39 protein-coding genes and 1 tRNA gene are annotated in these 16,654 nt (G+C 48.8%); 8 read left to right on the top strand and 32 right to left on the bottom strand.

The genetic code is table 11. The features are described 5' to 3' along the window. Positions 1-35: 35 nt before the first annotated feature. The 21 genes from ACKTSG_RS07570 to ACKTSG_RS07470 all read right to left on the bottom strand — a co-directional run bounded on the left by ACKTSG_RS07570 (position 36) and on the right by ACKTSG_RS07470 (position 8,113). Positions 36-94, bottom strand: a tRNA-OTHER gene (locus ACKTSG_RS07570). A gap of 158 nt (positions 95-252) precedes the next feature. After that, positions 253-750 (bottom strand): hypothetical protein, encoded by a 498-nt coding sequence (locus ACKTSG_RS07565; RefSeq protein WP_407893499.1) that lies wholly within the window; start codon positions 748-750, stop codon positions 253-255. A 77-nt stretch (positions 751-827) separates the two neighbouring features. After that, positions 828-989, bottom strand: a complete 162-nt coding sequence (locus ACKTSG_RS07560) for a hypothetical protein (protein WP_407893497.1) — start codon at positions 987-989, stop codon at positions 828-830. 203 nt (positions 990-1,192) lie between these two features. Continuing rightward, positions 1,193-1,342, bottom strand: a complete 150-nt coding sequence (locus tag ACKTSG_RS07555; protein WP_407893495.1) for a hypothetical protein — start codon at positions 1,340-1,342, stop codon at positions 1,193-1,195. Beyond that, positions 1,339-1,539 (bottom strand): hypothetical protein, encoded by a 201-nt coding sequence (locus ACKTSG_RS07550; protein WP_407893493.1) that lies wholly within the window; start codon positions 1,537-1,539, stop codon positions 1,339-1,341. Before ACKTSG_RS07550 ends, ACKTSG_RS07555 begins: the two co-directional genes overlap by 4 nt. Further along, entirely contained in the window at positions 1,539-1,967 is a 429-nt protein-coding gene (locus ACKTSG_RS07545; RefSeq protein ID WP_407893491.1) for a hypothetical protein, read from the bottom strand. The genes ACKTSG_RS07550 and ACKTSG_RS07545 overlap by 1 nt, the downstream gene beginning before the upstream one ends. Positions 1,968-1,978: 11 nt before the next feature. Further along, entirely contained in the window at positions 1,979-2,389 is a 411-nt protein-coding gene (locus tag ACKTSG_RS07540; protein WP_407893490.1) for a RusA family crossover junction endodeoxyribonuclease, read from the bottom strand. Further along, positions 2,386-2,577, bottom strand: coding sequence for a hypothetical protein (locus tag ACKTSG_RS07535; protein ID WP_407893488.1), 192 nt, complete (start codon positions 2,575-2,577; stop codon positions 2,386-2,388). Before ACKTSG_RS07535 ends, ACKTSG_RS07540 begins: the two co-directional genes overlap by 4 nt. Beyond that, on the bottom strand, positions 2,574-2,741 hold the full coding sequence (locus ACKTSG_RS07530; RefSeq protein WP_407893486.1) for a hypothetical protein: 168 nt from the start codon (positions 2,739-2,741) through the stop codon (positions 2,574-2,576). Before ACKTSG_RS07530 ends, ACKTSG_RS07535 begins: the two co-directional genes overlap by 4 nt. Beyond that, a complete protein-coding gene (locus ACKTSG_RS07525; protein ID WP_407893484.1) occupies positions 2,741-3,148 on the bottom strand; it encodes a hypothetical protein in 408 nt (135 codons plus the stop codon). Before ACKTSG_RS07525 ends, ACKTSG_RS07530 begins: the two co-directional genes overlap by 1 nt. Further along, complete coding sequence (locus tag ACKTSG_RS07520; RefSeq protein WP_407893482.1) at positions 3,145-3,336, bottom strand: hypothetical protein; 192 nt, start codon at positions 3,334-3,336, stop codon at positions 3,145-3,147. The genes ACKTSG_RS07525 and ACKTSG_RS07520 overlap by 4 nt, the downstream gene beginning before the upstream one ends. Then, positions 3,329-3,532, bottom strand: coding sequence for a hypothetical protein (locus tag ACKTSG_RS07515; RefSeq protein WP_407893480.1), 204 nt, complete (start codon positions 3,530-3,532; stop codon positions 3,329-3,331). The genes ACKTSG_RS07520 and ACKTSG_RS07515 overlap by 8 nt, the downstream gene beginning before the upstream one ends. Positions 3,533-3,844: 312 nt before the next feature. Further along, positions 3,845-4,126 (bottom strand): hypothetical protein, encoded by a 282-nt coding sequence (locus tag ACKTSG_RS07510; protein ID WP_407893479.1) that lies wholly within the window; start codon positions 4,124-4,126, stop codon positions 3,845-3,847. Further along, on the bottom strand, positions 4,119-4,391 hold the full coding sequence (locus ACKTSG_RS07505) for a helix-turn-helix domain-containing protein (protein ID WP_407893477.1): 273 nt from the start codon (positions 4,389-4,391) through the stop codon (positions 4,119-4,121). Before ACKTSG_RS07505 ends, ACKTSG_RS07510 begins: the two co-directional genes overlap by 8 nt. Further along, positions 4,375-4,602, bottom strand: a complete 228-nt coding sequence (locus ACKTSG_RS07500) for a hypothetical protein (RefSeq protein WP_407893475.1) — start codon at positions 4,600-4,602, stop codon at positions 4,375-4,377. The genes ACKTSG_RS07505 and ACKTSG_RS07500 overlap by 17 nt, the downstream gene beginning before the upstream one ends. After that, entirely contained in the window at positions 4,595-4,939 is a 345-nt protein-coding gene (locus ACKTSG_RS07495) for a hypothetical protein (protein ID WP_407893473.1), read from the bottom strand. Before ACKTSG_RS07495 ends, ACKTSG_RS07500 begins: the two co-directional genes overlap by 8 nt. After that, on the bottom strand, positions 4,929-5,222 hold the full coding sequence (locus tag ACKTSG_RS07490) for a hypothetical protein (RefSeq protein WP_407893471.1): 294 nt from the start codon (positions 5,220-5,222) through the stop codon (positions 4,929-4,931). Before ACKTSG_RS07490 ends, ACKTSG_RS07495 begins: the two co-directional genes overlap by 11 nt. A 2-nt stretch (positions 5,223-5,224) precedes the next feature. After that, on the bottom strand, positions 5,225-6,058 hold the full coding sequence (locus ACKTSG_RS07485) for an ATP-binding protein (RefSeq protein ID WP_407893469.1): 834 nt from the start codon (positions 6,056-6,058) through the stop codon (positions 5,225-5,227). A 14-nt stretch (positions 6,059-6,072) separates the two neighbouring features. Continuing rightward, a complete protein-coding gene (locus tag ACKTSG_RS07480) occupies positions 6,073-6,888 on the bottom strand; it encodes a DnaD domain protein (protein WP_407893467.1) in 816 nt (271 codons plus the stop codon). A gap of 131 nt (positions 6,889-7,019) precedes the next feature. Next, the gene (locus tag ACKTSG_RS07475) at positions 7,020-7,919 is read right to left on the bottom strand and encodes a recombinase RecT (protein WP_407893465.1); all 900 of its coding nucleotides are present in this window, start codon (positions 7,917-7,919) and stop codon (positions 7,020-7,022) included. A gap of 2 nt (positions 7,920-7,921) precedes the next feature. Further along, positions 7,922-8,113, bottom strand: a complete 192-nt coding sequence (locus ACKTSG_RS07470) for a hypothetical protein (protein ID WP_407893463.1) — start codon at positions 8,111-8,113, stop codon at positions 7,922-7,924. Between the two features lie 51 nt (positions 8,114-8,164). Between ACKTSG_RS07470 and ACKTSG_RS07465 the strand changes: the two genes are divergently transcribed. Then, positions 8,165-8,389: a hypothetical protein gene (locus ACKTSG_RS07465; protein ID WP_407893461.1), complete on the top strand. Its 225-nt coding sequence runs from the start codon at positions 8,165-8,167 to the stop codon at positions 8,387-8,389. Between the two features lie 171 nt (positions 8,390-8,560). Here the strand turns inward: ACKTSG_RS07465 and ACKTSG_RS07460 are convergent, their stop codons facing one another. The 9 genes from ACKTSG_RS07460 to ACKTSG_RS07420 are packed head-to-tail and all read right to left on the bottom strand — an operon-like array spanning position 8,561 to position 11,866. Next, on the bottom strand, positions 8,561-9,436 hold the full coding sequence (locus ACKTSG_RS07460; RefSeq protein WP_407893460.1) for a YqaJ viral recombinase family nuclease: 876 nt from the start codon (positions 9,434-9,436) through the stop codon (positions 8,561-8,563). Beyond that, positions 9,429-9,713: a hypothetical protein gene (locus tag ACKTSG_RS07455; RefSeq protein ID WP_407893458.1), complete on the bottom strand. Its 285-nt coding sequence runs from the start codon at positions 9,711-9,713 to the stop codon at positions 9,429-9,431. The genes ACKTSG_RS07460 and ACKTSG_RS07455 overlap by 8 nt, the downstream gene beginning before the upstream one ends. Beyond that, positions 9,697-9,828, bottom strand: a complete 132-nt coding sequence (locus ACKTSG_RS07450; protein WP_407893456.1) for a hypothetical protein — start codon at positions 9,826-9,828, stop codon at positions 9,697-9,699. Before ACKTSG_RS07450 ends, ACKTSG_RS07455 begins: the two co-directional genes overlap by 17 nt. Next, positions 9,825-10,103: a hypothetical protein gene (locus ACKTSG_RS07445; RefSeq protein WP_407893454.1), complete on the bottom strand. Its 279-nt coding sequence runs from the start codon at positions 10,101-10,103 to the stop codon at positions 9,825-9,827. Before ACKTSG_RS07445 ends, ACKTSG_RS07450 begins: the two co-directional genes overlap by 4 nt. Further along, complete coding sequence (locus ACKTSG_RS07440; RefSeq protein ID WP_407893452.1) at positions 10,100-10,399, bottom strand: hypothetical protein; 300 nt, start codon at positions 10,397-10,399, stop codon at positions 10,100-10,102. Before ACKTSG_RS07440 ends, ACKTSG_RS07445 begins: the two co-directional genes overlap by 4 nt. Further along, positions 10,396-10,539, bottom strand: a complete 144-nt coding sequence (locus ACKTSG_RS07435; RefSeq protein WP_407893450.1) for a hypothetical protein — start codon at positions 10,537-10,539, stop codon at positions 10,396-10,398. Before ACKTSG_RS07435 ends, ACKTSG_RS07440 begins: the two co-directional genes overlap by 4 nt. A 41-nt stretch (positions 10,540-10,580) precedes the next feature. Continuing rightward, entirely contained in the window at positions 10,581-10,847 is a 267-nt protein-coding gene (locus ACKTSG_RS07430) for a hypothetical protein (protein WP_407893448.1), read from the bottom strand. 3 nt (positions 10,848-10,850) lie between these two features. Beyond that, entirely contained in the window at positions 10,851-11,039 is a 189-nt protein-coding gene (locus ACKTSG_RS07425; RefSeq protein ID WP_407893446.1) for a hypothetical protein, read from the bottom strand. 2 nt (positions 11,040-11,041) lie between these two features. Beyond that, the gene (locus ACKTSG_RS07420) at positions 11,042-11,866 is read right to left on the bottom strand and encodes an ORF6N domain-containing protein (RefSeq protein ID WP_407893444.1); all 825 of its coding nucleotides are present in this window, start codon (positions 11,864-11,866) and stop codon (positions 11,042-11,044) included. 65 nt (positions 11,867-11,931) lie between these two features. Between ACKTSG_RS07420 and ACKTSG_RS07415 the strand changes: the two genes are divergently transcribed. Then, positions 11,932-12,108 (top strand): hypothetical protein, encoded by a 177-nt coding sequence (locus ACKTSG_RS07415; RefSeq protein ID WP_407893442.1) that lies wholly within the window; start codon positions 11,932-11,934, stop codon positions 12,106-12,108. Here ACKTSG_RS07415 and ACKTSG_RS07410 read toward each other — a convergent pair. Continuing rightward, on the bottom strand, positions 12,105-12,248 hold the full coding sequence (locus tag ACKTSG_RS07410; protein WP_407893440.1) for a hypothetical protein: 144 nt from the start codon (positions 12,246-12,248) through the stop codon (positions 12,105-12,107). The two genes, ACKTSG_RS07415 and ACKTSG_RS07410, sit on opposite strands and share 4 nt — an antisense overlap. A gap of 13 nt (positions 12,249-12,261) precedes the next feature. Beyond that, positions 12,262-12,444, bottom strand: coding sequence for a helix-turn-helix domain-containing protein (locus ACKTSG_RS07405; protein ID WP_407893438.1), 183 nt, complete (start codon positions 12,442-12,444; stop codon positions 12,262-12,264). A 277-nt stretch (positions 12,445-12,721) separates the two neighbouring features. On the opposite strand from ACKTSG_RS07405, the gene ACKTSG_RS07400 reads away from it, so the two are divergent. The 6 genes from ACKTSG_RS07400 (at position 12,722) to ACKTSG_RS07375 (ending at position 16,544) form a co-directional block, all read left to right on the top strand. Next, positions 12,722-13,045 carry a helix-turn-helix domain-containing protein gene (locus tag ACKTSG_RS07400; protein WP_407893437.1) on the top strand — a complete coding sequence of 108 codons (324 nt, stop codon included), beginning with the start codon at positions 12,722-12,724 and terminating at the stop codon, positions 13,043-13,045. Continuing rightward, positions 13,046-13,456 (top strand): hypothetical protein, encoded by a 411-nt coding sequence (locus ACKTSG_RS07395; RefSeq protein WP_407893435.1) that lies wholly within the window; start codon positions 13,046-13,048, stop codon positions 13,454-13,456. Between the two features lie 59 nt (positions 13,457-13,515). Beyond that, entirely contained in the window at positions 13,516-14,214 is a 699-nt protein-coding gene (locus tag ACKTSG_RS07390; RefSeq protein ID WP_407893433.1) for a hypothetical protein, read from the top strand. A 95-nt stretch (positions 14,215-14,309) separates the two neighbouring features. Further along, the gene (locus ACKTSG_RS07385; protein ID WP_407893431.1) at positions 14,310-14,768 is read left to right on the top strand and encodes a hypothetical protein; all 459 of its coding nucleotides are present in this window, start codon (positions 14,310-14,312) and stop codon (positions 14,766-14,768) included. Further along, positions 14,758-15,171 carry a hypothetical protein gene (locus tag ACKTSG_RS07380; RefSeq protein ID WP_407893430.1) on the top strand — a complete coding sequence of 138 codons (414 nt, stop codon included), beginning with the start codon at positions 14,758-14,760 and terminating at the stop codon, positions 15,169-15,171. Before ACKTSG_RS07385 ends, ACKTSG_RS07380 begins: the two co-directional genes overlap by 11 nt. A 173-nt stretch (positions 15,172-15,344) precedes the next feature. Beyond that, the gene (locus ACKTSG_RS07375; RefSeq protein ID WP_407893428.1) at positions 15,345-16,544 is read left to right on the top strand and encodes a tyrosine-type recombinase/integrase; all 1,200 of its coding nucleotides are present in this window, start codon (positions 15,345-15,347) and stop codon (positions 16,542-16,544) included. Positions 16,545-16,654: the final 110 nt, after the last annotated feature.

Here is a 16,654-nt window from a genome sequence, read left to right as displayed (position 1 = left end):
AAAGTGGAAATTTGCCGTGTTTTCCGCCACGAAAATGTGGCCGACGGGACTCGAACCCGCGACACTATGACTCTGCCTACTGAGCTACGGCCACACACGGCTATTGCCGCCCCAATCGCCATGCCTCTGCCGTTCTAATTGCTTGGCACAATAGCGGTTCACTGATTGGACGAGCAGGCAGTCCCAACCAAAAGCTTCACGCTATGCGTGCATTTACTCTGCGTTTTTGAATCATTCGATGCTATTAAGATATCACGGCTTAATCAAGGTGTCGGCACCATCACGGTCAGACTTTTTTGATACCACGTCGGTGACATCTCCTGGGCCCGGCACATCCCACTTATCCAAGAACTTGAGGGTGTGCTTGAGCTCGGCATGGACTCGCTTGATGGTCGAATACGAGTAGCCGATATCATCGCAGTTGGCGATATCCATCAGGCTCATGCCATCCACATACTTGCGGCGCAGGATGGTGTTTTCGAGGCCGTCAAAGCGTTCGATGAGATCCAGCGTGATTGCCTGCAACTCTTTGTCTTCGGCAAGTGCTGCATTGATTTCAGCTAGTGCTTCTTCGACCTTTGCTCCATGCGAACCTTTTTGGATCCGAACATGTGCCAGGTCGCCATCCGTCCACCGACGTAATTCAATTTCAGTCCGCTTCTTGTTAAGCTCAAGACTCGCAATTTCTTCCTCGTTGGCCAAGTAGCTCTCCAGCCAACTAAACCTCGTCGCCGTATACTTCACACTCACATTGGCCACCCCTTGTGCTAAGATTAGGTGTCGAGCTAATCTTAATGGCTGCCTTTCGAGGTGGCCTATTTTTGTGTCTAGCCATACGGGTGCAAAGTCTTGTCCAGTAGCTCATCAAATGTCAATTTGCCGCCGTAGCTTGCTCGCTCTTTTTCAAGACTGATCTTAGCCTCGTTGTCCCGACGTGCCTGCATCATTCGACGACGCTTCTTCTTGACCGCCGATTTCTTCTTACCCATGCACTTCATCTCGCTTTCTCCGAATCTCCTTGGCATAACAATCGCCGCAGACACCAAGTCCAAAAGCCCCACTATCGTCAGTTTGTTCGAGCGATGTGTATGCGTGGCCAAAATCGATAAATTTTCCGCAACCTGCGCAGTTGATCAGGCGATTCATGGGTGCTAGGCCTGTCACGTTCCAATCTGGGTGTTTGCGCCGAATTTCACTTCTTGTCGCCATGGTCGTCCTCCATCATCTCGTGCTTGATAGCATCGGAAGCCTTAGACCACATCGCCCAAACGGCAATAATGGCGATCACTGCTAGAATCACAAACCCGCCGAAAACGATCAACACAACTGCTTGCCAACTCATTTGATTGCCTCCGTGATCGCGTAGCCCATGATTTTGTCAGTCTCAAACGTGGCAGAACGATGCTCACCAGTCGAAACGCCGTCATATTCGAATACGAGATGCTGGTAGTCTTCCGTGAGCCCTGTGACGTTACCAAACTTCAGAGTGGTGAATCCATCAACGGATGGCACCCAGATAATCAGGCTGTCTTGTTTCATTACTTTGCCTCCTGTTTAGCAGTTGAGATATCGACGACGCCAGCGTTCTTGGAAGCTGCCATTTTCTTTGGTGCTGGATTTGCAGCAGCCTTGGCCGCTTTGGTTTCGCCGGTGACTTTTGGCTTTGCTGATTTCTTGGCAGCCGGCTTGGTCACAGGGTTCTTGACCTTGCCGTCCTTGTCGATCATCTCGGTCTGACCATCGGCTTCCTTGCTGGGCTTGTCTAGGTATAGCTCAGTTTGTCCCGGGGTGAGCACAAGTTGAGCCGTTCCTTTTAAAGCACCGGCCAACAAGTCACGTTTGCCCGCCAATTCATCGGCCGGGATGCGGACCTTGAGTTCCATGACCTGGGCTTTGTTGACCGTCTTTTCAGTCGCGGTCATGATGTTAGCCTTAACGGTAATGCTGTTGTTTTTCAATTCGTTCATGATGTTTCCTCCTAGATTTCTTCAACCTTGATTTCAACGCGGGGATCTGTACTATAAAACTTTGAGATGTGAGCCTCGACAATCTGCGCGTCATCGACCCAGATTAAGCCCGTGAGCGGGTCTGTGACCGATTTGAAGTAATTATCCACGTCACCCTTTTCAACCGGCCTGATGAGCCCTGAGAGCTTTTTAGCGTGTACCACCTTTGACCCAGATTTTTGCATCGGTCGAAAAATTGTCACATCGATGCGCAACGGGCCACAAAGCGGATCACCTTCGTATTGCTTGGCCGCTTGGGTGGCGACGGACTTGCGATAATCCAGAAACTTATCGGCGTAGTAGACGCGGACAAACTTGCCTCGGCCGTCATACCTGGGCCGGGTCTGGGGTAAAGGTTCGCCCATAATTGTGAGTTCAATCATTCACCCACTCCTCTCGGCAGCGAATCGCTGATGTCCAGAAGTAATTGCGCCATATAAGCGTGGTAATCAGTGTTCACGCCTTTCCACGTCCGGATCATGCCGCGCAGCTCCTTGAGCGCTTGCCAGCTACCATCCTTGGCCATCTGTGTTATTAACTGGTCAAAATGTAAAAACAGGATTTGGTTCATGACTCCTCACCTTCTCCCCAAAAGAAGTAGGCCGACAAGATGAGCGCAACGGTTAGCCAGATTACCGTCCAGTCGGAATCGTAATAAAACATCGTTCCGATGATTGCCACGAGGATGCAGCTGAACTCAACTCCGTGGCCAAGTGCCTGCGCAAATCGTTTCATCACTCACCGCCTCCAAACGTCTTGTCGTAATATGGCGAGCCGATTGGTGTGATCACGATATTCTCGATATTGTGCCCATTCGTGGCCACGCCGCCGACTTCTAACCAGCCGTTTTCGTTGATGTGTGGTGGGTTATCAACTGGCAGCGTCACATCATGGGTCACATGCTGCGGGTGTTTTTCATCGTAGGTGACGCGGAACCGTTGGCGGTTTGGTCGAGGCCGCCATTCCCACTCAGTTTCTTTGCGCTCGTATGCTTGAGCCAAACCCTTGAAGTCGGTGCGTTCTGACCAAGTCAACGCGTCCATGATGTTCTTGGTGAGCTTGTAGCCTTTTTGCGAGTCGGCTACTTTGATGTAGCCTTTTTTGATGCGATCATAGATGCACCAACGAGTTTCATTTTTCATCGTGACATCACCTCCACGATTTTTTGAGCCGCCAAGGCAATTAGGATAAGCGTCACAGGTATCAATTCTGGAAGTAATACCAGCCACCAGCTCCAAGCAATCACATGGGTGAGTTTCAAGCCGATAAACAGGATTGTCAGCATCCCCAGAAACCCAGTGCCGCTGGATGTGGACTTTTCTTTATTCATTTGGTACCTCCTGACTGGTCTTTACAGAATCCGCAACAACCACCAGCGGAACGACGTTTCCATCGTTTTCCTCGGCGTAGTAATCAGCCATTTCCTTATCGACGAAGGCATATGCGTCAATGCTCCACTCGATTTTGAAGTTATCTCCAAACGTCAGCCATTTGCCCTCATCATTCTTGATTGCATAAAATTTCATCGCGATACCTCCATCCAACCAGTTGTGTGACAAAGTCGAAACGTTTCTGACGGCTTTTTGTTTCGTAAACCTAAGAGATAGCGTTCGGCATTTTGTTTTCGGAAGCAGATTGGTGACACTTTCCGGATTTCTCCGCTAGGTAAAATTTTGCCAACTGCCCAACAGTCACAGAATCCACCTTTGAATTTTCCGGTGTTCATTCGTGTTTAAATCCCCCTTACGCGGCGTTCGCCACACTTGACGCAATACTGCTTGCTGGTTCGTCGACCACGGTAGTACTCCCACTGCCATTCATGCCGGCAAAACAGTTGTTTAATGGCTAGCCGCATGTTGCACCCCCTGAAGTAAATCCGGCCGAAACAACTCAAGTGATGTGTCGTCGTCGGCATCGTTTTCGATGTGATCAATGAGCAACGCCGCACGCATCTGAGACTTGCTCTTTTCAGTAAGGCTTCGATAAATCGAGTTGAGTACCTTGGTAGTGACTGCCGGCTTCATCAGAACCAGCAAGCCAGCACCGGTCTGACGATCCTGCAAGATGGTTGCCATGATAAAGGCTGCGAAGTCTTTTTCGTTTTCAGTTAGTTCATCCATGTTTTTCCTCCTTCAAATAATCTGATGGCCCAAGCGGCCGACGTAATTCGGTTTTGGTGGTCTGCATCACCTGTGCCACATTTGGATATACCCACGCTGGCAAGTCCGCCATGTCTGCCAGATAGTTGTGTAATGAGGCACGTTGCCAACCAATCAAGTTGGCGAATTCGCGTTCTGTCAGCCCGTAGTCATCCAAGTAATTGCGGATACGTTCGCGAGCTGAATCACGTGCGATTTGCTCGTCGCGATCAATTGCTTTCCCCATGTACTTCATCTCCTGATATCTCAACGGCTTCATAGCCGTTTTTTGTTCCGTAATATGCGACGGTCGAGTCAAATACTGCTGCACCGTTTTCACCTGGCAGCTCAACGAGGTCAAGCAACTCATTGCCATCAATATCGGTGACATGGTGCAGATACTCATAGCCGCCTGGTGCGCGCGATTCCGGACGACGCAGGTAAAACTGTTTAGCCATCTGCACCTCCATAAAGCCGCTTCGACCACTTACACTCTGCCTCCGTTTTGTCTGTTGGGGTGCCAGTCAGATATTCAAACCAGTCATCCCAGTTGACAAGCTCTTCCCGAATGTTATCCGGAAGATGCAACTGTTTCGGGATAATACGGTAATTCCACAGGTATCTCAGAATGATATCCATTCGACCGTAAATGTAATCTTGCTCATTTTCTGCGCGACCAATCCAATTACCTGGTGCCACTTGGACGACCCAATCCCAATGCCAGTAGTCCTCAATGCGATGGACAATTTCTCGACGCAATTCGCGCGCGATAAGTCGTTTTCGATTATTTGCCATTGGTGTTTTCCTCCTTTCGCGAGTATGCAGTTGCAAAACGATACATCGGGCCAAACTGTCCCTCGTGGCGTTCTCGCTCCTCAGTTAAATATCCCGATGCAACTAACTCATGCAATGCCGATCTGATGGCAGAGCGCCCATCCGTTGAACTTTGGGTAAGTGCGTCAAGGGTCAAATCTGCTTGATTGGACGCGCAAATCATGTAGCACAGCAAACCTTTCGCTTTCAGGCTGATGGAGTGGTCTGTAACAAAATCAGTCGCTGTGTTCAGTCTTGATTTCAAGCTTACGCTCCTCTCTGATCAGCGATGCCCCGAACCGCGAACGTTGCGCCTTGGCTATGGGCTGACATGCGACTCATGGTGCGCTCGTCGTCCATATAGGCACGCAGGTCGCTGCCCTTTAGGTTTGTCGTCGTGATCACTGTTTTGTCTTCCCGCAAGCGGTAAACTTCGCCGGCAAGGTCTTTGTCAAAATCCGTGCCGCGATCAGCGCCGATGTCATCAATCACAACCACATCGGCCTTGGCCATCTGGTCCATGACCCCATCGATTTTGGCTTTGACGTCCTTGGCGTCATCGGAAAAACCTTGCTTCCGCAGTTTCATTAATCGGTGCCAGTCAACAAACATCGTGGTCATCTGGTAGTCGCTGCCTTTTTGGATTGCAACCAGCATGCCGTTTGCAATGTGACTCTTGCCGACGCCTGGTGTCCCCACGATGAGTGCGTGAACCGGATCAGGCTTGTTGATGATTTGTTGTGCGATGCTCTCTCCGAAATTCATCAGCTCTTTTTGACCGGGTGTGTCATGTCGAAAATTGCCAAAGTCCTTGGCCATAATCGACTCATTGGCAAAGATGCTGTAATTGAGATAGTAGCCGATGGTGCGATTTTTCCGGGCATCATGCTGAAGCTGTGGATTCGTTTTGGTAGTCTTCGACCGTTTTTCCGTTGGTGGTTGCTTATAGCCGCACCTCATGCACGCGCCGGCCATCTTCTTGCCAGTTTCACGACTCAGCACCTTGGGTCGAAATAACGGCGCGCCGCAAGTCGGACAGTTGACGCCAAAGTTTTCGAGGGCTGCGAACAGCTCTGCAAATGATTTTGTTCCGTCACTCATGCGGATCCTCCTTCCTAAAATGGCAAGTCATCTTGTGTCGGCTCAGTGGTGATGTCCGGTTTCTTGCGACGCTGACCACCGCTTGGCTGCTTGCCTGCCTGGAACTTTGCTTCCTCGCCATCGATAGCAGCCACTGAGTTCAGACCCTTGCCTTCCCAGTCACGATAGATAGCTTCTGCATATCCGAGGTTTCGCTTGTTCCTGGTCAAAGCAATTTGCATCCCCTTGACCAGAATCTTGTTGGCTTCAGACTCACTCGCGCCGATGGCTTGGAAGTCGCTGACCCAGTCCTCAAGTTTCTGGATGTTGAAAGGACTCAGCATCCCGAAATTGGCTTGGTAAAAGTTAGCAGCTTCTCGGTCTTCTGTAGTAGTAGATATCTTCTTATCATTCTTGAATTCTTTTAATTCTTGTTTATAGGCAGACCCTGCGGCAGGTTGTGAGGCAGACCCTGAAGCATTCTGTGTAGCAGACCCTGCGCGCGTTTCTGTTGAAAAAGTCTGATAAACGCTGTAATGGAGGACTTTCAGCGTGGTGCCACCCGTGCGCGACTTTTTGACTTCCAGCATGTCGTCTTCGACCAGCAAATCTAGAAATTTTGAGATGGTATGTGTTGATGCTCCCCATTGAGCAGAAAGCTTCCGGATGCTGGTGAGTCGTTCACCAACACCAATCTCGATCAGCTTGCCATTCACAAGGACCTTTCGTGGCTCATGATTGGCCATCATCAAAATATCGATCCACCATTTGGCGTAGCGTTCGTTTCCGTTCTCCCACAGCCAATTTGACCTGATAGACCGGTAAATCTTTATCCATCCGGTGTCCGCCATGGGATCACCTCCTGACTACCAGGCTTCGTAAATTTCATTAGTGGACTGGCACCAAAACTCACCACCGCCGATATACGCAGCGTCTTGCTTGCCACAGACCTGGCATAATTCGCAATAATCTTCATCCATGCTCAGGCCTCCTGAGATTCGCCGGCGTCTTGATTTTTGAAGTATTCATCGGCTTGCTTGGCAAGCTCTGGGTCGATGTTGTCGATTGGTCCATCTTCGGCGTCGCTAGTTTCCTCAGTGCCATCAACCCACTTCGGGTCTTGAGTGATCTCACCGGTTTCGGGATCAAAGCTTTGCGGCTTCTCGTCCTTAGCGACGGCTTCCTGCATCTGAATGGATAGGATGCCCCACTTGCTAAGCAGGTTTCGAATGACTGTCTTGATTGCCATGGCATCGAAGTTGGATTTCCACACGCCGGAACGCTGGCCGTTGTAATTGCCTGATTTGCTGTACTGCTTGCGGTGTGCATCCATTTCCTCAACAGTCCAGAACGTGGTTTTTTGGAAGCCGTTCAACAGCTCGAAGTGCCCGACGTAGCCAATAACCTTGTCGCTGGTTCGTTCGCCGACTTCATACGTTTCAGAGAACGGATCCCAGTTACTGATTTCGCCCTCATGCACGACGCTGGCGTTAATTGCTTTGTACTGACCGGTTCGAAGCGCCAACTGGATATACCCGCGATAGCCCATTTGTGGCTGTGCCCGCTTCATCCACTGACCCGTTTCTTTGTTTTTCTCGCGGAACGGCACAATGTACATGTACCCAAGGTTTGGATCCACAGGCAGGTTGAGAGCCGCTGCCACCATTGCGGATGAAACAACGCTCATCGCATCGACGTCCTGAAGCTGTTGACTGCTGTTGACAAGGTTGATCACTGAACTGGTAAAGGCATTGGCATTCTTGCCCATAACTTCGTTCATGCGCTTTTGAACTGATGCAGAGTTCATCAAACCTTTGACGCTTGAAGCTGCGACTGCAGTGTGTTGTTGGCTTTGCGCCAGCTGATTAGATAAATTGCTCATGCTTAGCCCTCCGTTCGTTCTGCCGGAAACATCCGAAACATGTCATAAGTGCCAGGTGCCAACCAAATCACTTCACCGTTCGGCTTATTGATTTGGACGACCCCGCCTTTGTCTGGAATCTGAATTGAATCGGCAAAGCCGGTTTCAGTACCATTTGAGGTGCGGATGGAATAGTTCATGTTTTCTTTAATCATTCGATTAGCTTCTTTCTTGTGAGATAATCACCTCGAAGGGAGGCGATTAATATGGAATTAGAGAACGTGGATCACGTAAAGCGTATTTCTGGTTGGCACAGGCAATCAGAAAAGGAAGTCAACGAGCTCCTTGCATCTGGCTGGAGACTATTAGCCGTTGCCAAAGAGTTTGACGTTGAAAGTGGCACAACCGTTTACACGCTTGGAATTATTCATGACGATTTTTTGAAGTATCAGCATGATCATCCTGCTTCTGAAAATCCATTCGGGTTCTGAGAGCGTGACTATATAGAGCGTCACTCATCACAATCAGCACCGTGTTAACGGACTCGAAACTCAAATTTGAATTCTTCACAACAGACACAAGGCTGTCGAGTAGCTGTTTTTCATCATCGTCCAATCCATGCGTACCGTCATACGCGTGATTTGGACGGTTTTTTGGTTCGATCATTTATCTTCCTTCTTTCGCTTGACACGCAATGTTCGCGTGCCTTTTTTGTTAATTTTGTTCGTGACTAGCCATGCTCGAGCATCACCGCCAGTTGCTTCCCCGATAGCGGCTCGAAGCTCGTTATCGATTGATGTAACAGCGTTCTTAGTGTCCTTAATTGACGACTGGAGCTGTTCCCGGTTCTCAAGCAAGGTGTCAAAGCGGTCCTCGAGCATAATGACTTCGCCGTCATCTTCGGGATACATCGATCGCAATGCGGCAGTTGTCGCATCCTCCCCATCAACGTCAGGCGGCACGTCCTCGACAACGTGTTTCTGCCACCAAGCGATGAGTTGCGGCTCGATGATGTCGATAGCCTCTTGATCACGTTCAACACGCTTGTAGCCAAAGCTATGTCCACCGACCAGATATGCAAAGTAGCAATAAGGTCGGTCAAGGACGTACATGTAGTGCTGGACTTGGAGCTGGTATGGCACTGGCACTGCATCATCCGCCCATTCGGTGGACTTGTACTCCGTGGCCGTCTTGATTTCTAAAATGCCATCTTCACCGATCACGTCGCGGTCAATGTTGGCGCGTAGAAACGGATGCTCAGGCACGTAGAACGTTTTGTTTTGCCGGCGAACTTTCTTGCCAGTCACTTGTTCAAACTCACGGGCTAGGATGGGCTCCATAATCGTGCCCCAGTGCATGAACTCGTTCTCCTCACCCTCAACAGGCACGCGGCCCGTCTTCTTGGCCCAGACACTGAATGGGGTCGCCCAAGGGCTTAGGCCAAGGATTGCGGCCACATCACTGCCACCAATGCCCTTGGTGCGAAATTCGAGCCATTCCTTTCGGCTCATGCTGGCGGTACTAATCGCGCTAGGCATGATCTGGCCGCTTCTTACTTATTGGAAAAACCGTAGCCGCGATTGTTGTGCGCGTGGTGACTTCTACACGTATCCGCCACCATCGCGAATCTTTGAAATTCACATGTTCAATGCGTGCCCCTGTTGCCTCGGCAATTGGTTGCAACCACTCGCGAGCCTGTGCGTTTGTTTCCGGCGCCAAATCCGCGTGAACAATGGTAAGGTCAACGTTAGCACCCCTACGCATCAGGCCGATAACGGCTGCCTCGGTTGGCGTGAGTTTATAAGTCTTCGTCATATTCCGGTTCCTCCTTCCAGTCAGCAGTCGCCGGCGTTGGGTCTTCGCCCTCAGCCTCATGGCGACGTGCTAGGTCTTGCTGGTCAAGTGCACGATTAAGCTCGAACGGGGTCATTCGAATGCCTCCTTCAGTCCCTGACGATAGACAAGTCGATTAATTCGACGCCAGCGTTGCTTATGCATAATCTTTGGCAAGCTAGTCACTGCGTCATGCAAATCATTAAAGCCGATGTCGAAACGCCCCTTGCATTTGCGATAATCGTTGAAGTAAGCAGGGCCGCCAACTCCCGGCGTATAAACCAACTCGCCAATAAGTTTTCCTGACTGCAAAACCGGAACGAATGCTTGAAGGCCTCCGGCGTCTTCGCGCTTGAAATCAAAACTGATCATGCTTCAACCTCCTGAGCGCAAAGCTCGTCGATGATGTTGCGATAGCCGGCTTCCCGACCTTGTGAATAGTCGCTCGGTTCTTGGTTAAAGACTTCGGAATAGGATTCCGATTTCGCCAGCTCGTTGATAGCCCATGACTTCAAGTCACCTTTGCCAAACCGTTTCGCAAAATGGAAAACATCCAGACGTCCTTCATCCCATTCGGTTGTGCCGAACTCATCGGCATCGATTGATGCTTGAGCTACAGCGATCAGCTTGCAGGCGACTTCTTGATTGCTGAGTGCAGTTTTGATCATTCTTCTTCCTTCCCTTCAGGAATCCCCAGTTTCTTGACGAGCCATGGTGAAATCGGCTTGTCATCAGTTAGTTCGATGATGGCCATGGCCGCTAAGATGATGAGCACGAAGCCGACCACGAATTGTGAAACTGAAATCATGTGTTACCTCCTGCCCTGCTGAGCTGCGTGTGCGAGCGCGTTTAATGTTTCATCGACTCAAGCAGGTTGTCTATTTCGATGCGATCATAGAGGCAAAGCCCGACGTTGCGGATGCGGTGCAGACCGACTGTACGCAGATTGTCCAAACTACGCGTGCTGTCAGAACTGCCGCTGACATATCTGGCAGCCTCTTTGGTGGTCATCCACCGCTTAGCCTTGGATTGATCCTTGGCTAGCTCATCGTGGACGACGCGGCGAATCAGCGGTTCTAGTGCGGCCGCGATTTGTTCCATCCACTCTTGCGGCATTGGTTAAGCCCCCTCACCGCCGAGGTAGAGGTCAGACATGCCGAGCAAGTCTGCGATTGCATAAGCATCCTCAGCTACCAAATCAAGCACGTCTTGCGTAGAAGCTGGACGACCGTTAACTTTGAAATCCTGTCCGTTGACAACTTCTATGATTGATTTCAAAGAACTCCGAACTGTTGTTGAATCATCCATTTTTAGTCCTCCCTAGTGATTTTTCCGAGTTTGATTGCTTCCGCCTTGATCGCGGCGACACCCTTATCGAAGTAGACCCATGTAGCAACTTCTTTAGGGCCGTGTTGCGACTTATCGGCGGCCCAGCGCCCAAACTCATTTTGAAGTGGCTTTTCAGCTTTCAAACCAAGACTGTTGCAGATAATGCCAACCATCTTCGAAGAGCTGATACCAAGCTTCTCTGCGACTTCCGTAGCGGTATATTCTGCTTGCTTCATCGTCGGGATTCGTCGTTGACCGGTAACTGCTTCAACGGCATCCGCCAGAATTTGTTCACGGGCCGAATCAGAGCCAGTAGCCATTGCCAACCGATACAACAGATTGCCGCGTGCTGTCTTCGCACGATCTTCCATAAGTTCAAGATGCTTACCTTCCAAAATCGAAGGTTGATTCTCGCGAATGGCTTGACGCTGGTTGAAGTAGTTATCGACCAATTGGTCATATACTTCCCACGCTTTATCGTCTTCGAGAATCTTCAGCAGCTTAGAATAGCCGCGCTCAGAAAGCAGATAGATGTTTGATGAAGCGTTGATTTGATTCTGAGTAAATCCGCTATCCTTCAAAAAGATAGCGAAATCTGGGGAGGCAAGATCAATGATGTCGATGCCATCTTTAAATCGTTTTCGATTGCGGTTGATAAGCTCATTGATTTTAAAAACCGGACGGTTGTGAATCCCTGCGACGTCTTTGACGAGCATCGCCTTTTTGTTTTCACCGAAGCCACCCTCGATACCGGTAAATTCGATATGGCCGATATGCTCACGGCCGATTACTTTGAGTTGATTCATTTTGTTTCTCCTTTCGTTTAGCCTCCCTCCGACGGATAATGAAATTCGGGAAGGAGGTGTTAGATATGGCTGTCAAAACTGATCCGCTTGCCTTTGCTGCCGCAGTTGTTAATTCGTCATCACCGGATTTAACTGTCGATGAAAAACTTGATTTGTACATCGACGCGGCTGAGAAGGCATTCGCTCATAACCAAGCTGTCGTCAAACAGAAACACGACGACTTCTATGGGAACAATAACTAAAGCGCCCAGTACGCTTTGACTAGCTCCGCGATGGCTGCCACCATTGCAGGGCTTTTCTTTGTTTCTTCTTTGGACAAAACGTCAGTAACAAATTTCGTGATGCTGGATTTTGTATCTTGTGACTCTTTTGATTCAGCCATGTAGCATCCCTCCTTACTTAAGCCCCATGTAATCCTTGACCTTTGCTAAGTTCGCATCTGCGGCTGGTCCGGCGGTCATGCCTTTTAGCAGTTGGCGAAGATATTGGCTTGACCACCCGAAGTGATCTGCGACTTCTTTCTGACTCATTTCTTTATCAATGAGCCGCTTCTTGAAACGTTTCTCAATCAGCGTCATTCCTCGGTTCACCTACTTCCTTTTGTTAATTAAAGATTTCAGCTATTAAAGTGTTGCCAAAAAAGTATTTCAGTCGTACAATTTGGGCATAGTTAATAAGCAAGCCAAAAACTCCTCATTACCCGTCTGTCAACGATATGATTGAGTTTATTAACTTCGCTTTCGCAACTAACAACCTTAGCTGATGAACAAAGTATAATTCCTAGAATTCTTTTTGTAAATAGAAAAGTACGAATTGAATACTTTTTGTTCCAGCATCTTTCGGAGGAACGCCGTTATGACGCTGATTGAACGCGTAAAAAAATATGCAAAAATTCGTGGCTGGAATCTAAAAGAGACTGCGCTTAAGTCTGGATTGAGTGAAAATGCCATTTATGGGTGGAAAAACCATCAGCCAGCAGAAGCTACAGTCCTTCTCGTCGCCAAGACGCTTGGAGTGACATACGAAGATCTTACTGGCACTGCCAAGTCCAAAGAACCAACAAGCATCGATCTCAAAGCGGCCTCAGACGACCCCGACACCATCATGTCGTGGAATGGCCGCCCTATCCCGCCCGAAGAAATGGAAATGATCCGCCGGATCTTGGATGGGGGTAAATAGATGGCTGTAAGTCTTGACCCTTTGCTGTCCTTTGCCTTCGACCATCACATAAACGTCGATGCTGGCACACACGCACCTGATTGGATCCCATTGGCTATTCCGTCACAAAGACTAGTTTTCATGAACCTTGGCTGGGCTCGAAAGCAAGAAATTCCATTGCAGTTTGCGCACGAGTTTAGCCACGTACTCGCAGATGGTACAGATAACGCTCAATATACACGAACACCGACAGACCCTGAGGAGGCCGCAGCCACCCGTGGGGCAATTGATATATTGATGGAATGTTATGTGCCAAGTGACACACCACAGTCTATGTTTAACATTGCTGACTTTGTAAATGAGTTTATGATTCCGATGGGCTACGAAGAAAATGTTTGGCGTGCTGCCAAACGACTTCTACCGGCAGAATAGATACTTACGTCCAGACCGGATTGACGTTAAAAGCTGGGGGAATTTTAGGGGGAACCATCATGAAGAAACTACTGACAATCGGGGTCACGCTTGCCGCGGTTTTGTCATTGGCTGCATGTGGGAACAGTAGTAAGGGCACTGACAATGGCGGCAAGACCACCACTGCATCAAAGGCCAAGACGTCGACGGCCAAGTCAAGTAGCAAAAAAGCAACCTCCGAGGGGAAGAAAGTTACCAACGGTCAGCTTCTCAAGGTTGGCGAATGGATGAATGACAGCACTCAAGGTACGATGAAGCTTGCAAAAATCAGCACGATTAATAAGCCATTTACCACAGGCTCATATACGCTCACCTTGACTGACTACAAGCTTTTTGAAGTCACTCCAAAAGATGACGATCAAAAGAAGTTAGCGAGTGACTTGTTTGGTGTGAGTGCTGGTGTTACAACACCGTATTACGAAGCACAAGTTCAGTACTCCGTTAAGAACGCCGGCACTGAAGAAGTTCAGTTCAACGGTGTGAAATCAATCCTTACAAGCGCGGGAACTCAATTGGACCTTAACGGCGGGCTAGTTGACCAAGGCATGGGCGAAGCCGTAGCAGCGGGCGCAACAAAAACCACAGCATTTATGGCCATCATCCCCACTGCTGAAAAGGACACCTTGAAGAAACTGACCATCAACTTTGACAGTTTCTGCAACACAACTGACTTCAGCGACGTCGGGACTTTACCAGCAACAACAATCGAATTACCGTAATCATGTGTCCTCCCCTAGCGGCGGGCACGTGCGAGCCGTGCCGGAGGCATAAAAAAGCCCCTCGCTAGGCGGGAGGCTCGGAAAGGAATGATATCGTGCAACAAGAAGACTACTTGAGGCCAGAGGAATACAATTTTATTACCGAATTTTCAGTGAAGCAAAACAACAACTGCGTGCACTCAATTGATATAGATTCTTTTGAAACGGTCAACTTCCAAATCAGACTAGGGTTATTCCAACCACTTTATTCTGAAGGCCACCAGAAACTTCAAATTGATATTTCTCCCTCACACTGGCGATCTGAAACGCTACGTCAAACTCATCCCGGCGAAGGCAGGCAAGCTGTAATTCCATACAACCAACGAGGGTTCTTTATTTTCGAAGCTGGTTTCTCACTAGATGCACAGAAGTTGCGAGATGCACTTTCCTCACATTTCGACGTTCGCGTATACCTGCTTACTGAAAACATGAACGATGGCTCATACATCACCAGAAGAATTTTTAGGACCATTCTTCCCTTTGGCAAAGACGCGGAGCTCCTCCATGAAGAATAATGTAATCTCAATGACAAAAGTCGACCCGATCACTGAAGATGAAAGTAATACTTGCAGTGATACAATGAAGCCGGCGGGCCAAAACAGCGGAGATGGAGGTAATACCATGGACGAACGTTTTGCCACAAAAGAAGAGCTCAAGACCCTAGAAGCAAAGATGGACGGTCGTTTCGATACGATGATGGCCAAAATGGACGGCATCAAGTCCGACACCGAGAGAATATCATCCGGTATGGACGATATTCACAATCAACAAGCTAATCATTCGTCAGCACTTGCCAGACTGGATGAGCGAACTAAAGCAACAGCTGAGAGCTTATCAAGTATGAAGAATTTGATCTTAGCAAGCATCATTGCACCGGTCGTAGTTGCCATTGTTGCCAAACTACTCGGATTGGTTTAGACAAAATAAAAAGCGCCTACCCCACTATCTTGGCGGACCGTGGGTAGACGCATCTCTCAAAAAGCTCATTCAGTGAGTGGCTCTTTGTGTACACATTTTATCACTGAAAGGAGGTGATGCCCACCCTCTTGTCCATCAATTGCGTGTGCGAGCGCGAGCGAAAGGACAATCAAATGAGTTTAAAAATCGAATCTTACAAAAAGAAAAACACCTCCAAAACTTTCTATCGCGCCACCGGCTACATGGGCACCAACCAAAAAACCGGCGAACGCAAGTATTTTAACCGTCAAGGATTCAAATCTAAGCTTGACGCGAAAGATGCTTTCGAAGAAGCTGTATCTGAATTCAAGAAGCAGACTGTAATCACTCAGAAGCCTAAGAGGATAAGGTTTCAAAAAGTTTACGAACAGTGGTTTGAGCTACACGCGTCTCAGCTAGAGCAAACAACGCAAGCAAACATCAAAAGTCGGATTGAACGCCATGTCATCCCCACGTTTGGTCACACTTACGTTGACGCAATCACCATTATCGATGCTGAAGAATGGCTTAACAACGTGGCGGCGCGCTATGTTGGTTACGCCAATTATTTATCTGACTGCCATCAGATCATGCGCTTTGCGGTCCGAGCTGGTTATATTGATCGTGATCCATTCGATTACGTCGAACGCCCACGAAAAGTCAAAAGGACTTCACATCATATCCAACAAAACTGGTATTCCTTATCTGAGCTAAAACAATTTGTGGAGGTTGTGCAACATTTGCCTGACGACGATAAATCGCCAAGACATTTGCAAACCAAAATCAAAGCGTTACTCATGATGGTAGTATCGACAGGTATGCGCCGTGGCGAGGCCGCTGGCATACAATGGGCGGACATCGATTGGAAAGAGAAAACTGTCAGCGTTGAGCGTGGCATCAAGAGCGTGAAAAATGGAATCATGGTTGGCGCCACAAAAACGCGCAGCGGTGTTCGGACTATCTATCTCGACGACGCAGCTGTTGAAGCACTAAAAGATTGGAAAATGAAGCAGGCGCAATGGAACCTTCAACGCCAGTTGCCGACCATTACACCTAACGCATGGGTCTTTCCTCGAAATGACAATGATCCTTTTGAACCCCTCACTCCTACTCAGATTGGTAAGTGGATGAAGCAAACCTGTGAAAATCACGGGCTACGCCGGATCACTTTGCATGGCCTTCGGCATACGAAAGCAACTTTGTTAGGAGAAGCCGGTGCTGATCCCGCAGATGTAGCTGCCATCCTTGGACACTCAAACGGCACCTTCACCCTCACCCATTACATGCACTCGACTCGCGAAGGTGTTGTCCACGCTGAATCATTATTCAAACAATATTACGAATCGAACGGATAGCGCTCAACTCCTGATAAGCCGTTCTGACAATTTTCTGACAATTTTTGGGTAAAAACGTTGTAAGCCGCGTCAACACTGGGCTCAAATTGAGAAGGCAGTAATTAAACACC

The organism is Lacticaseibacillus salsurae, from assembly GCF_045862175.1.
GTDB lineage: Bacteria > Bacillota > Bacilli > Lactobacillales > Lactobacillaceae > Lacticaseibacillus > Lacticaseibacillus salsurae.
The sequence above is the reverse complement of the archived record's forward strand: the minus strand, read 5'-3'. Positions and strand labels throughout refer to the sequence as shown.

Coding starts and splice junctions, on each gene's coding strand:
- ACKTSG_RS07560 (WP_407893497.1), bottom strand. CDS start 989: ATGGGTAAGAAGAAATCGGCGGTCAAGAAGAAGCGTCGTCGAATGATG.
- ACKTSG_RS07555 (WP_407893495.1), bottom strand. CDS start 1,342: ATGAGTTGGCAAGCAGTTGTGTTGATCGTTTTCGGCGGGTTTGTGATT.
- ACKTSG_RS07550 (WP_407893493.1), bottom strand. CDS start 1,539: ATGAAACAAGACAGCCTGATTATCTGGGTGCCATCCGTTGATGGATTC.
- ACKTSG_RS07545 (WP_407893491.1), bottom strand. CDS start 1,967: ATGAACGAATTGAAAAACAACAGCATTACCGTTAAGGCTAACATCATG.
- ACKTSG_RS07540 (WP_407893490.1), bottom strand. CDS start 2,389: ATGATTGAACTCACAATTATGGGCGAACCTTTACCCCAGACCCGGCCC.
- ACKTSG_RS07535 (WP_407893488.1), bottom strand. CDS start 2,577: ATGAACCAAATCCTGTTTTTACATTTTGACCAGTTAATAACACAGATG.
- ACKTSG_RS07530 (WP_407893486.1), bottom strand. CDS start 2,741: ATGAAACGATTTGCGCAGGCACTTGGCCACGGAGTTGAGTTCAGCTGC.
- ACKTSG_RS07525 (WP_407893484.1), bottom strand. CDS start 3,148: ATGAAAAATGAAACTCGTTGGTGCATCTATGATCGCATCAAAAAAGGC.
- ACKTSG_RS07520 (WP_407893482.1), bottom strand. CDS start 3,336: ATGAATAAAGAAAAGTCCACATCCAGCGGCACTGGGTTTCTGGGGATG.
- ACKTSG_RS07515 (WP_407893480.1), bottom strand. CDS start 3,532: ATGAAATTTTATGCAATCAAGAATGATGAGGGCAAATGGCTGACGTTT.
- ACKTSG_RS07510 (WP_407893479.1), bottom strand. CDS start 4,126: ATGGATGAACTAACTGAAAACGAAAAAGACTTCGCAGCCTTTATCATG.
- ACKTSG_RS07505 (WP_407893477.1), bottom strand. CDS start 4,391: ATGGGGAAAGCAATTGATCGCGACGAGCAAATCGCACGTGATTCAGCT.
- ACKTSG_RS07500 (WP_407893475.1), bottom strand. CDS start 4,602: ATGGCTAAACAGTTTTACCTGCGTCGTCCGGAATCGCGCGCACCAGGC.
- ACKTSG_RS07495 (WP_407893473.1), bottom strand. CDS start 4,939: ATGGCAAATAATCGAAAACGACTTATCGCGCGCGAATTGCGTCGAGAA.
- ACKTSG_RS07485 (WP_407893469.1), bottom strand. CDS start 6,058: ATGAGTGACGGAACAAAATCATTTGCAGAGCTGTTCGCAGCCCTCGAA.
- ACKTSG_RS07480 (WP_407893467.1), bottom strand. CDS start 6,888: ATGGCGGACACCGGATGGATAAAGATTTACCGGTCTATCAGGTCAAAT.
- ACKTSG_RS07475 (WP_407893465.1), bottom strand. CDS start 7,919: ATGAGCAATTTATCTAATCAGCTGGCGCAAAGCCAACAACACACTGCA.
- ACKTSG_RS07470 (WP_407893463.1), bottom strand. CDS start 8,113: ATGATTAAAGAAAACATGAACTATTCCATCCGCACCTCAAATGGTACT.
- ACKTSG_RS07465 (WP_407893461.1), top strand. CDS start 8,165: ATGGAATTAGAGAACGTGGATCACGTAAAGCGTATTTCTGGTTGGCAC.
- ACKTSG_RS07460 (WP_407893460.1), bottom strand. CDS start 9,436: ATGCCTAGCGCGATTAGTACCGCCAGCATGAGCCGAAAGGAATGGCTC.
- ACKTSG_RS07455 (WP_407893458.1), bottom strand. CDS start 9,713: ATGACGAAGACTTATAAACTCACGCCAACCGAGGCAGCCGTTATCGGC.
- ACKTSG_RS07450 (WP_407893456.1), bottom strand. CDS start 9,828: ATGACCCCGTTCGAGCTTAATCGTGCACTTGACCAGCAAGACCTAGCA.
- ACKTSG_RS07445 (WP_407893454.1), bottom strand. CDS start 10,103: ATGATCAGTTTTGATTTCAAGCGCGAAGACGCCGGAGGCCTTCAAGCA.
- ACKTSG_RS07440 (WP_407893452.1), bottom strand. CDS start 10,399: ATGATCAAAACTGCACTCAGCAATCAAGAAGTCGCCTGCAAGCTGATC.
- ACKTSG_RS07435 (WP_407893450.1), bottom strand. CDS start 10,539: ATGATTTCAGTTTCACAATTCGTGGTCGGCTTCGTGCTCATCATCTTA.
- ACKTSG_RS07430 (WP_407893448.1), bottom strand. CDS start 10,847: ATGCCGCAAGAGTGGATGGAACAAATCGCGGCCGCACTAGAACCGCTG.
- ACKTSG_RS07425 (WP_407893446.1), bottom strand. CDS start 11,039: ATGGATGATTCAACAACAGTTCGGAGTTCTTTGAAATCAATCATAGAA.
- ACKTSG_RS07420 (WP_407893444.1), bottom strand. CDS start 11,866: ATGAATCAACTCAAAGTAATCGGCCGTGAGCATATCGGCCATATCGAA.
- ACKTSG_RS07415 (WP_407893442.1), top strand. CDS start 11,932: ATGGCTGTCAAAACTGATCCGCTTGCCTTTGCTGCCGCAGTTGTTAAT.
- ACKTSG_RS07410 (WP_407893440.1), bottom strand. CDS start 12,248: ATGGCTGAATCAAAAGAGTCACAAGATACAAAATCCAGCATCACGAAA.
- ACKTSG_RS07405 (WP_407893438.1), bottom strand. CDS start 12,444: ATGACGCTGATTGAGAAACGTTTCAAGAAGCGGCTCATTGATAAAGAA.
- ACKTSG_RS07400 (WP_407893437.1), top strand. CDS start 12,722: ATGACGCTGATTGAACGCGTAAAAAAATATGCAAAAATTCGTGGCTGG.
- ACKTSG_RS07395 (WP_407893435.1), top strand. CDS start 13,046: ATGGCTGTAAGTCTTGACCCTTTGCTGTCCTTTGCCTTCGACCATCAC.
- ACKTSG_RS07390 (WP_407893433.1), top strand. CDS start 13,516: ATGAAGAAACTACTGACAATCGGGGTCACGCTTGCCGCGGTTTTGTCA.
- ACKTSG_RS07380 (WP_407893430.1), top strand. CDS start 14,758: ATGAAGAATAATGTAATCTCAATGACAAAAGTCGACCCGATCACTGAA.
- ACKTSG_RS07375 (WP_407893428.1), top strand. CDS start 15,345: ATGAGTTTAAAAATCGAATCTTACAAAAAGAAAAACACCTCCAAAACT.